Here is a 12,289-nt window from a genome sequence, read left to right as displayed (position 1 = left end):
AAGAATCTTATGTTGAAGCCCTATCCAATCATCGATGCAGATTGCCACATTTTAGAGCCAATTGACCTGTGGAAAAACTACCTCGAACCAGCCTTTAAAAACCGAGCGCCATCGCCAGAACTGAAAGTTGATGGTCAACCGATTTATCAGAAGATAACCCGCCAACACCAAGAGGAAGGGCTGAAAGTGGCAATCCGGGATTTCACCAGCTACGGAATCGATCGCTACGATCCCTGTTCTCAGGTAAAGGCGATCGCGAAAATGGGAGCTGATATCGCATTTTTGTATCCCACAATGGGACTGTGGCTGCTTGCCGTCGATACAATGGATGCACAACTGGCAGGTGCATTTACCCGCGCCTACAACAATTGGCTGCGAGACTTTTGCAGCTATGACCCCCAGATTCTTAGAGGAGTCGGTGCGATTAATCTCCACGCTCCCGAAGAAATGGTGCCAGAACTGCGTCGCATCGCAGAATTTGGATGGAAAGCCGTGTTTTTGCGCCCCAACCCAGTCAAGGGACGACTGCTTTCCGACCTTGCTTACGAGCCATTTTGGAGCGAATGCGAGCAGTTGGGGATTGCCGTCAGCCTCCACGAAGGCACTCATTCCCACCTACCAACCACCGGATCGGATCGGTTTAACACCCGATTTGCCATGCACGCCTGTTCGCATCCAATGGAACAGATGATGGCGCTGTTGGCCCTCATCGAAGGAGGAGTGTTGGAACGCCATCCCCAACTCAGAGTAGGCTTTCTGGAGTCGGGTTGCGGCTGGCTACCCTACTGGCTGTGGCGGCTCGATCGCGAATATAGCGACCTCGGCTGGGAAGTCAAAGATCGTGTTAAAATGAAGCCTTCGGAGTATTTTCGCCGTCAGTGCTTCATCTCCTTTGAACCTTCTGAGCCTTATTTAGCTGAGACAATTGACTACATCGGCACGGATAATCTGATCTTCGGTTCTGATTTCCCTCACATCGATCATCAGCCAGACGTTATCGCCGAAGTTGTCGCGCTGAGCGATCGCCTATCCGAAAAAACCGTAAAAAAAATCCTCTGGGACAATCCCTTTCGCTTTTATGGAGGGTAAAAATAAATATTTTACTCATACTTGACCGACGATCTAGGCTACTAACAACGACCTATTTTTTGAATCCACATCATCTCTTAACTAAGGCATGAACCGTAAAATTATCGGCTATCAGATTTTATCAGAAATATATGAAAGTTCCAATTCCTTGGTTTTTCGGGGCTACCGAGAGTCAGACAATCAACCCGTTATTCTTAAAATTCTGAAAGAAGATTATCCCACCCCCGCAGAACTGACCCGATATAAACAGGAATATGAAATTACCCGCTCTCTGAATCTGGATAGTATTATCAAAGTCTATGACTTACAGAAATATCAAAATACTCTAGTAATGATTTTGGAGGATTTTGGTGGGAATTCCTTAAAGATATTGATGGCAGAACTAAAAATCACGCTGGAAGAATTTTTAAGACTGGGTATAAAAATTTCTGAAATTCTGAGCGCTATTCACGCTGCCAATATCATCCACAAAGACATTAACCCCTCCAACATAGTTTTTAACCCAGAAACGGGGATACTCAAAATCATCGACTTCGGAATTTCGACGGTATTATTGCGCGAAAATCCCACGATTCGCAATCCGAATGTATTAGAAGGAACCTTAGCCTATATATCGCCGGAGCAAACCGGAAGAATGAACCGGGCGCTCGATTACCGAACAGATTTCTACTCCCTGGGTGCAACGTTCTATGAAATGCTAACTCAGAAACTCCCTTTTGAAACAACCGATGCAATGGAGTTGGTTCACTGCCATATTGCCAAAGAACCTATACCGCCTCACGAACAGATCCCTGAGATTCCCTTAGCCGTTTCAGCTATTGTAATGAAATTATTAGCGAAAACCGCTGAAGAACGATATCAAAGTGCCTGGGGATTAAAATCTGATTTAGAATTATGCCTGAATCAATTACAGACTACCGGCCATATTTCCAATTTCTCCCTCGGGGCTCAGGATATTTCTGATAAGTTTCAAATTCCTCAAAAACTCTATGGCAGAGAGCGAGAAATTGAAACTCTACTAGCAGCCTTTGACCGAGTAGCAGATTCAGCAACAGAAAATTCAAAATCCAAAATTGAAATGATGTTGGTGGCGGGTTATTCTGGCATTGGAAAATCAGTGCTGGTGCAGGAAATCTATAAACCGATTACGCAGCAGAAAGGTTATTTCAGTTCGGGTAAATTTGACCAATTTCAGCGGAATATTCCCTACTCTGCTGTCGTCAGAGTATTTTCTGAACTGGTGCGGCAAATCTTAACCGAAAGTGAATCGCAACTTAACAACTGGCGAGAGAAGCTTTTAGCCGCTTTGGGTCAAAATGGACAGGTAATTATTGATGTAATTCCAGAAGTAGAGCTGATTGTTGGCAAACAGCCTCCGGTGCAAGAACTCGGCCCTACTGAATCTCAAAACCGCTTTAATTTGGTCTTTCAAAATTTCATTCAGGTATTTTGCCAAAAAGAGCATCCGTTAGTTATCTTTTTGGATGATCTCCAGTGGGCTGACTCTGCCACTTTGAAATTAATTCAACTGATAATGACAGATGAAAATATGCAATATCTGTTGATGATTGGTGCGTATCGGGATAATGAAGTCAGCCCAACCCATCCTTTGATGATGACTCTTGACGGGTTAAGAAAGTCAGGAGCGATTATTAACCAAATTATCTTAACCCCTCTCGAAATAGAGCATATTAACCAGATACTTGTTGATACTTTGAAGTGCGACTTTGAAGCCGTCAAACCATTAGGAGATTTGCTCAGACGTAAAACCAACGGCAATCCCTTCTTTGTCAATCAATTTCTGAAAACACTTTATCAAGAAAACCTACTTACTTTCAGCGTTCCTCAAGCTGGAAGCCAAGGAAAATGGCAATGGAGTATCGCTCAAATTGAGGCGATGGATATTACCGAAAACGTAGTGGAGTTGATGCTTGCAAAGTTGAAGAAATTCGCGATCGCTACACAACAAGTTTTACGTTTGGCAGCTTGTGTGGGCAACCGCTTTCAACTGGCAACTCTCGCGATCGTTAACGAAAAATCAGCCGGAGAAACTTTTCGCGACTTAAAGAGCGCAATTCAGGAAGGCTTAGTGATTCCCACTTCCGAGTTAGAAATTGCGCCAGAAGAAGAGCTTCAAATTTCTGACGTTCAACTATTAATTGTTAATTTTAAATTTCTACATGACCGCGTGCAACAGGCAGCTTATGCTCTCATTGATGACGAGCAGAAAAAAGCAGTTCATCTCAAGATTGGTCGGCTAATGCTGGAAAAAATATCCCCACAAGAGCGCGATACAAGAATTTTTGAGGTGGCAGATCACCTGAATGTGGGGCGAGAATTAGTTGCCGATTCCCAAGAACTAAATGAATTGGCTAACTTGAATTTAGAAGCTGGTAAAAAAGCTAAAGACGCAACAGCCTACGCTGCGGCTAGTCAATATTTGACCGCAGGTTTGGATTGTTTGCGCGGTAATGACTGGGATGAGAATTACGACCTGACTTTATCTCTATATAAAGATCTGGCTGACGTTGAATACTTAAAAGGCAACTTCGAGCAATCAGAAGCTTTGATTAACCAGACATTAGAACGGACAAAATCAGCACTAGAAAAGGCAGAAATTTACAAGTTATTGATCGTGCAATATACCTTGCGAGCCAAGCCATTAGAGGCGATTCAGACAGGTCGAAAAGCTCTTAAGCTAGTTGGTGTCGAGTTACCTGAAGAAGACCTACAAACGGCTGTTAGCGTCGAACTAGCGCAGGCAAAAGAAAATCTTAACAATCGGGATATTGCCTCGTTTATTGATCAACAAGAGGTTCAAGATCCAGAAAAAAAGGTTGCCTTGCAATTGCTGGCAAATCTGGCAGCGCCTACTTTCGTCGCAGATCAGGCACTATTTCCTGTAGTTAATCTAAAAGCGTCGAATCTCTCTCTCAAATATGGGCCTTCTTCCGAATCGCCGATTGGCTACGCAAATCACGGACTTGTGCTAGTTTCTTTGGGGGATTATCAAGGCGGTTATCAGCTAGCTATGTTAGCTCAAAAACTAACAGAAAAAACGAATAATCTGAGTCAACAATGTAAAATTGCTGTTATTGTCACTACTGAAATCGGGATCTGGGTCAATCATCTAAGATGGGCAGATCCTATTTTAGATGCGGGGTATTATGCAGGTTTACAATCTGGGGAACTTCAATGGGCTGGATACATTCTTAAGTACAAATTACTCAATGCTTTCTTTCAGGGTAAAAATCTGGAAAACCTGGCAAAGGATATTCCCAACTATTTGAATTTTAACGAAAAAACAGAAAATAATTGGGCTATTGATATCATTCTATCGGGTAAAGCAATAATCTGGAATTTGACCGGGATCGGCTCAGAAAAGTTCAGTTTAAAGACGGAGGAAATTAGTAGCAAAGAGCAATATATCGAACGTTGTAAGTCTCATCAAAGTTTCTTAGGAATTTGCACATATAATATTTTTGAATCTCAGGCTCTCTACCTGTACGGTAAGTATTCGGAAGCTCTCCAGAGTGCTTTGGCAGCGGAAAAACTCCTGATTTATGCGGTCGGTCACAACCAGTTAGCTGAACAGAACTTTTATAGTTCGCTAATTTTAGCGAGTCTCTATCCAGATGTTTCAGAATCAGAACAAAAACAATATTGGAATAAACTAGAATCCAATCAAGGGCAGATGAAAATTTGGGCAGACAATTGCCCGGAAAATAACCTGCATAAGTACCTTTTGGTAGCCGCAGAAATGGCCCGTATTGCGGGGGAAAATATAGAAGAAGTGCTGGAATTGTACGATCGCGCGATCGCCTCCGCAAATGAAAACGACTTTATTCAGAATGAAGCCTTAGCCTGTGAACTAGCGGCAAGATTTTGGTTGAGTAAAAATAAAGAGCAGTTTGCCAAATTCTATATGCAGAAGGCTGAGTATGGCTACTTACTTTGGGGGGCTAAGCGTAAAGTCGAGGATTTGCAAGAAAAATATCCCCAATTAGTTAGCAAAAGTTCAGCAGCAAAAACCCAAGTTAAGGGGACAAAAACGACTTCGACAACTGGCACGGGGGCTGGCGAAGCGCTAGATTTAGCTACAGTCGTGAAAGCTTCTCAAGCTATTGCCGGGGAAATTGTCTTAGATAAATTGCTCGCAAAATTGACGAACCTCGTCCTCGAAAATGCCGGGGCGCAAAAAGGCTTCCTCATTCTCTCCGACAACGGAATTTTAAAAATTCAAGCACAAGGAGAAATTGAGCGCGAAGTCCAAGTGCTGCAATCTCTTCCAGTTTCTAGCAGCGAAAATCTCCCCTTGGCGATAATCAATTACGTCGCTCGCACTCAAGAAAATGTGGTTTTAAGCGAGGCGACGCGGGAAGGGATTTTTACCAACGATCCTTACATTCTCGCTCACCAACCTAAGTCAATCTTGTGTAGCGCCATCGTTAATCAAGGCAAACTGACTGGCATTCTTTACTTAGAAAATAACATCGCGATCGGTGCTTTTACACCAGAACGCCTGGAAGTTGTGAAAATCCTTTCTTCTCAAGCAGCTATCTCCCTTGAAAATGCCATTCTGTATCGCACTTTAGAACAAAAAGTCGATGAACGCACTGCCCAATTAGCATCAGCCAACCAAGAAATTACGGTACTTAACAAGCGTTTGAAAGCTGACAATATCCGAATGAGTGCTGAGTTAGATGTGACGCGCCGACTGCAACAAATGATTTTGCCGAAAGAGGGCGAACTCAGTAATATTCCCGGACTTGATATTGCTGGCTTTATGGAACCCGCCGACGAAGTAGGTGGCGATTACTACGATGTACTGCAATACGGCGATCGCATCAAAATTGGCATCGGCGACGTAACGGGACACGGATTAGAAAGCGGCGTTTTAATGATTATGGCGCAAACTGCCGTGCGAACGCTAATGGTGAACAATGAAACTGACCCCGTGCGATTTTTAAATGCCATCAATTGCACTCTTTATGACAATGTAAACCGCATGAATTGCGACAGAAACCTCAGCCTTTGTTTGCTAGACTATGAGGAGGGGACTCTGCGCTTGAGCGGACAGCACGAAGAGGTGATTGTAGTGCGGTGTAGCGGCGAAGTGGAACGAATCGATACGATGGATTTAGGCTTCCCGATCGCTTTAGACTCAGACATTGCCGATTTCATTCTATCAACTGAAGTCCACTTAAATCCGGGAGATGTGGTGGTGCTTTACACTGACGGAATTACAGAAGCGAAAAATGAACAAGGCTTGTTATACGGTGTGGAACCACTGATAGAATCCATCTGCCGAAATCGCGATCGCACTGCTGAAGAAATCCGCCAAGCTGCGATTGATGACTTGCGCCATTACATCGGCGAACAAAAAGTGTTTGATGATATTACCTTAGTGATACTTAAGCAGAAGTAGCCTCGGCGGGGAGACTGGGCTGTTTCATTCTCCGCTCATTCATCAAGTCATGGAGGCAGCTATTCCTTACCGTACAGATTGGGTGATTGAAAATGCGAGCCAAGAAGGCCTAAAAATAGCGAAGCTGTCATCAACCGCTTTCGTAGCACTTCAAACTCTTACCTGATAAGGCATTGCGATTAATGTTGCACTTTTTTACACATATCTCGGCTCAATACCCTATTCACATGACACAAGTGAATTAATCCACTTTTGCCAAATAAGTGCTACAAGGTCAGAAAATTAATGGATTTTTTATGAAGGTCAACTATCAAGAAAGAATTGATGCAACAGTCAAGGAGTTGAAAATAATTTTGTCACAACAACGAACTGTAATTAATCGACAAAAAATCCACGCACTTTATTGCTTAAAAGCTGGCTATAGTCTAAGTCTGACAGATGTAGCTGAACGTTTAGGGGTACATAGAGTTACTGTACATATAGCCTTTCGAGCTCTCATATGAGGTACTCATGGCCTCCGTGGCCTCCGTGGCCTCCGTGGCCTCCGTGGCCTCCGTGGCCTCCGTGGGCATACCTCACCACGCTTGAGAACCGCTATAGATGGTTAAAAAAATATAGTATTGGCGGTCTATCAGGATTGTTAGAAATACGGCAATCAACGGGTAGACCGCGAGTAATTCTTGCAGGACGTAATAGCTGGATTGTCAAAAAAGTTAAGTGATGAGTCCTGTGAATTCAAGAGTTATAAGCAAATTGCGAAATTGGTGGAAAAAAGGTCTCAAATATCACTCAATTCTCACAGATTATACAAACACTTACACTATCGAATGAAAGCTAAACTAAAAGTACCAAGATGCAAAGAGTATAAAAAAATATGAGCAAGCAGCTATCGCTTTCAAAAATACACTCAATAAATTGCTGAAAATGGCTTGATGGTTGGAGTATACGACTCCTAAGCCAGCAAAAAATGGGGTCAAGTATTGGTCTCAAGATGAAACTAGAATTGGCTTAAAAACGATTTAGAGAAAAATAATTACAGCTTTGAGAGTTAAGCCAAAAGGTAAAGTTCAATGGAATTTTACAGCCTTCTATTTATATAAGCCAGTTGCCCCGAAAACTGGAGAAAGTTTTTGGTTAGAGTTCTCACATTTATATGGTCTCTGCTTTCAAATATTTTTAGATAAATTAGCAGAACAATATCCGGATAATTTAAATCTTATCCAATTAGATAATGGGAGATTTCATCCTGGTAGTAAGCTAAAAATACCAGATAATGTTATCTTGATATTCCAACCACCCTACAGCCCTGAATTGAATCCAATCGAAAGAGTATGGCAGCACATTAAACAAGAACTGAGTTGGGACATTTATGATGATTTAGATGGTCTTAAATAAAAAATTTGCGCTGATCGTAAAGAATTTTCTACAGAGACAATAGCATCTATAACTGGATGGGATTACATTTTGTCAGCCCTAGCTACTGTTGCATGATTTTTGAAAATTGGTATCAGTTAAAAGCTAGTTTGTTAGCAGATTACCTCAGCCAAGAGCTTAAACATGCCTCTCTTAAGCTGAAATTTATTTAGTTAACTCCTCAATTCAAACACACATTGATTATCTTTTTATCTAGTGTTCGCCTGAGTCAGACTGTTGGTGATCGCCAGATCCTTAATGCGCTATATAGTCATTGCGTAAGTCCTGTTGGTGCAAATAAACTGGTCACGAGGAGGGCGGGTTTTGTCAGAATAACAGGCTGCTAGCATAGCTCCCGGTTAAACCCGCCAGACCCATCTAATGTTTATTTGTAACCACCTACTTAACTAGGAAAGTTACGGTTAAAATTTATCCCACTAGCTGCATCCCTAATCATAGGATTTGGGTGATAAAAAAGCAACCAAATTTATTGCCAACCGATTTTAATTAGCTATATTACTCAAGGCAATTTCTTCTTGTTGATGAAATAATTTAATCGATTGCAGACTATCTGAAGCAGCATCCCAAAGAATGAATTGGAAGCAGTCAGGAATATCGCGAATTGTCAGTGATTTTGAATTAGCCAGCAGGTGAATATTAGCATTGTGACAAGCCTGAAGATTATAGTTAGGTATTCGCTCAGAGAGATGATGAATATTGTGGTAAGCAATATCAGCAGAAAACCAATTGAGAATACTCGGTAATTTGAGGTAACTACTGCCTTCAATTGCGCCCCGAAGATAGTCCCAACCTTCGGATTTATGAGCGTAGGAACCGTCAAAATTATGCTGAACAAAGAAAATACAGATAAATATCGCTGCAGAACAGGTCATGACAATTGAGTAAACACTCCAGAAAAAGCCAAACCCCAGTAAGTTGCTCAGATAAATCCAGCTACCAACAACACAAATATTGTTGAACAGTAAATCCCAAAATTCAGCCGGCGTATACCAATGTTTGGATTTATAAGAAGCAATGATTGCAGATAAACCCATGCCTAAATCTTGATTTAGACAAGCAAAAATATGTCGGATAAAACCCGTAATTCCTAAGATTAGCGCGAGTCGTGGCTTAATAATTAGATAGAAAAAACCACCGGGAAACAGCATCAATGGGTGTCTGAGTAACTGATACATCTTTTGACTAAAGGGACTTAGTGCCGCAAATTTTTCGGTGGATATCAACGCCGAAGGGCCTCGGTACATATCCCAATTACCATTATGTTTGTGGTGATAAGCGTGTCCCCTCGACCAGGGGTACTGAGGAATCGCATTGATGATACCTAGCAGAAAACCCATAAGGCGATTGACTTTTTTGGAACTAAAAAGAGAATAGTGTCCGCAATCGTGCATCAAAGAGAAACAACGTCCTGAAAAAAGTGTCATCAACACCATTATCGGCGGCAGCAGGAATACAGAAATGGCAGCAGCTTTAAATGCTAAAAACCATAAGCATATATAAGGAACCACTGTATTGAGTATTTGGCAACTAGCTTTCAAGTTGTTGCTCTTCATATAAGGAGCTAGCACAAAATCCGACTTTTTGATCGCGTTTTTCATTCAGTATGTCTATGGTGTGTGGATAAGTGCTTCGCTTAGCATCACAGTTGCGGGACAGCGGCGGATTTACCCCGGACTTTCCCCGTTTATTCCAAAAGTTTTGTTGGAACCGATTTTTGCACATTTATGAGGTTATCACAACTCTGCTTTGTTTACAGAAAAAACTGTGAAGCCTGTCAACAGCCGAACAAATCGCTGCACCGGAAGGCATTAATATGATTGGTTGGTTGCACGATCGGCATTCGGTGATATATGCCACTATTTTTGCTTGCATCGTCTGTGCCACACTTTACCGTACCGGGTTCTACCCCAACTCGATCGCACGCTCAAAAGTTGGGCTACTCGCGAAAACTTTTTATCCGTTGGGAGGGTGATAGGGGCGATCGACAAACCGCCCGCCCCGGAAACCAAAGCTGACACAACATCCACAACTTTTTGCTTGATTCTGTATCTACTCCTGAAGACGGGAATTTGATAAATCATCGTACTTGCTGGCGATCGTTCTTTATCATCGGAGCTCTAACTTGCTACAATCTAATCGCACACGCGACTAGAAATGGGTTATGACCGAACTATTAGATGAGACGCTTTCTATTGAAATGGCCGCTCGCATCAAAAGCAACCGTAAAAACTGCTTTGACAACGCTTGTAAAGCAGCGTTAGCCACCGAGGGCGCGATTTATGTTCAAGGCTTTTTAGCCGTGCCGGGAGTGCCATATAAACCCATCGAGTATAGCTGGATTGAACTCGACGAGCGAATTGTTGACCCAACTTTTCCCCATCTCGGTTTCCTCGCTCAAGACATTCATTACTTCCCAGTACAGCGCTTCAGCGTCAAGAAACTCAAAGCAATTCTAGAAGAATCAAAAGAAGATTATCCAGAAGACGACCCGCTGCCAGTTTATGGCAATCAACCTTATGAATATTACGGCGATTTGATGTTAGGCGGTAGCGATTACCAAAATGCTTACGATTTGGCGGCCGCTAAATGCAGGGAATTGAACCAACCCAAAAAACAGGATGCGAACTAATTCAAGACTTACCCAAAAATTGTTGGATGCGCCTATTATAGCAGTAAGGTACGCTGCACCCCACGTATAGAGGTTCAAGTAAGTGCTGAAACTCGAAATCTCGAATAATGAAAAGCAGCCAATAACGGATCTGATTTCTGATTCCCAATCAAATCCGCCAATAATTTAGCCGTCACCGGAGCCAACAAAATGCCGTTGCGGTAATGCCCCGTAGCCCATGTCAAATTCTCCCAAGCACTAGCACCCAAAATCGGCAATTCATCGGTCGTAGCCGGCCGAAATCCCCACCAAAACTCCAGAATCGGATAATTTTGTAATTCGGGATATAACTTAATCGCTCCTGCTAGCAAACTTTGGATTCCCGCCGGCGTATTTCCCGGCGTAAAATCCACATTTTCGCTCGTTGCACCAATAATAATTCTGCCATCTTGACGTGGCACAATATAAATCCCCGTCCCGAATAGAACGGTTTGCAGGGGCTGGATAACTCCACAATCTTCTGGTACACATACTGACAGCATTTGTCCCTTTCTTGGAAAAACAGGAACATTCAATAACTGCTCAGACCAAGCACCCGCCGCCAAAACATAACGGTCTGCTTGCAGTTTTCCTGCTGTTGTTTCAATGCCAAAAACTCGGTTTCCCTGCCGAATAATTTCCCCTGCATTGCCTTGAATAATCTCAATCTGCAATTCTTTAGTTGCGGTCTGAAGCGTCCGAAACAAAGCGCGGTTGTCTACTTGAGCGTCGTCAGGATACCACCAACCGCCAATTACTTCTTGACCTAATCCAAACTGGTGCTGGCGAACAGTATCTCTGTCCAACCATTGATAATTAAGGTTTGACAAAAGCGGCTTTTCTTGAGGCTCATTTTGACAAACTGGTGCGAGAATTCCCGATCGCCAATATCCCGTTTTCAATCCGGTAATGTCTTCTAGCTGTTCAACCCAGGCGGGATACAGTGCGCGGCTTTGCAAGCACAAATCCAACATCGGACTGGGGGGAATTCGTTCGGCTTGCGGGGCAAGCATTCCGGCTGCAGCCCGGGCCGTCGGTTGTTTAGAATCGGCGGTGAGAACCGCGACAGATGCCCCTCGCAATTTCAGTTCAACTGCTAGCGAAAGACCAATTATTCCGCCGCCAATAATCAGAATATCTTTAGATGAATTCATTAACTTTTATATGGACTTTCTGGCTTTTTTGACCTCTCGGCTTTCTTTAGGGTAAGGTGCGCTAAGCACACCTTACAGTTAGAATTATTATGCAAGTCTTACAGATTATCTGGCAAGGCGATCGTCCTATCTGCCTTCCTTAACAAAAAATCTATGCTTGGGGTTTCCAGACAGTTTCAGAACCTTGACCCCAGAAACCGTCATATTTTGTCACCTTAATATCGCCTAAAACCTTGGTTTGGCAAGACAAACGGCGGTTGGAGGCTGGAGAATGGGGAGGAACCGAAAGTCTGGCTTTTTCGCGCCACTGGGGCTCGGAAACTTCGCCCTCGACGGTGACGGCGCAGGTGCCGCAAGTGCCGAGGCCGTGGCAGTTGATGACTTTGGCGTTGCCGTTGTAGAGATCGATGCCGTTTTTGAGCAAAACTTCACGGAGATTGGCTCCGCGATCGCACTCAAATGTTTTTCCTTGCGCTTGTACCTTGACCACAGCAATTTACCCCAATTAGATTTATGTTAATTTTCCTATATATTATC

General features: G+C 43.1%; 8 protein-coding genes. 4 read left to right on the top strand and 4 right to left on the bottom strand.

The window, feature by feature from the left end:
• Window positions 1-9: 9 nt before the first annotated feature.
• From QUB08_RS09880 to QUB08_RS09870, 3 genes are all read left to right on the top strand, one after another.
• Window positions 10-1,089, top strand: a complete 1,080-nt coding sequence (locus QUB08_RS09880; RefSeq protein ID WP_333224584.1) for an amidohydrolase family protein — start codon at window positions 10-12, stop codon at window positions 1,087-1,089.
• An 88-nt stretch (window positions 1,090-1,177) separates the two neighbouring features.
• Entirely contained in the window at window positions 1,178-6,517 is a 5,340-nt protein-coding gene (locus tag QUB08_RS09875; RefSeq protein WP_333224583.1) for an AAA family ATPase, read from the top strand.
• A 1,041-nt stretch (window positions 6,518-7,558) separates the two neighbouring features.
• On the top strand, window positions 7,559-7,912 hold the full coding sequence (locus QUB08_RS09870; protein WP_333224582.1) for a transposase: 354 nt from the start codon (window positions 7,559-7,561) through the stop codon (window positions 7,910-7,912).
• 521 nt (window positions 7,913-8,433) lie between these two features.
• Here QUB08_RS09870 and QUB08_RS09865 read toward each other — a convergent pair.
• On the bottom strand, window positions 8,434-9,549 hold the full coding sequence (locus QUB08_RS09865; RefSeq protein ID WP_333224581.1) for a fatty acid desaturase: 1,116 nt from the start codon (window positions 9,547-9,549) through the stop codon (window positions 8,434-8,436).
• Window positions 9,550-9,807: 258 nt separating this feature from the next.
• A complete protein-coding gene (locus tag QUB08_RS09860; RefSeq protein WP_333224580.1) occupies window positions 9,808-10,032 on the bottom strand; it encodes a hypothetical protein in 225 nt (74 codons plus the stop codon).
• 80 nt (window positions 10,033-10,112) lie between these two features.
• On the opposite strand from QUB08_RS09860, the gene QUB08_RS09855 reads away from it, so the two are divergent.
• Window positions 10,113-10,580, top strand: coding sequence for a hypothetical protein (locus tag QUB08_RS09855; protein WP_333127673.1), 468 nt, complete (start codon window positions 10,113-10,115; stop codon window positions 10,578-10,580).
• 74 nt (window positions 10,581-10,654) lie between these two features.
• Here the strand turns inward: QUB08_RS09855 and thiO are convergent, their stop codons facing one another.
• Window positions 10,655-11,752 (bottom strand): glycine oxidase ThiO, encoded by a 1,098-nt coding sequence (gene thiO / locus QUB08_RS09850; RefSeq protein ID WP_333224579.1) that lies wholly within the window; start codon window positions 11,750-11,752, stop codon window positions 10,655-10,657.
• 151 nt (window positions 11,753-11,903) lie between these two features.
• Window positions 11,904-12,242 carry a 2Fe-2S iron-sulfur cluster-binding protein gene (locus tag QUB08_RS09845; protein WP_333107358.1) on the bottom strand — a complete coding sequence of 113 codons (339 nt, stop codon included), beginning with the start codon at window positions 12,240-12,242 and terminating at the stop codon, window positions 11,904-11,906.
• Window positions 12,243-12,289: the final 47 nt, after the last annotated feature.

Origin of the sequence: Microcoleus sp. BR0-C5 (assembly GCF_036705045.1) — a bacterium.
GTDB lineage: Bacteria > Cyanobacteriota > Cyanobacteriia > Cyanobacteriales > Microcoleaceae > Microcoleus.
Note: the sequence above shows the minus strand (reverse complement) of the source record. Positions and strands in the feature narration are given on the sequence as shown.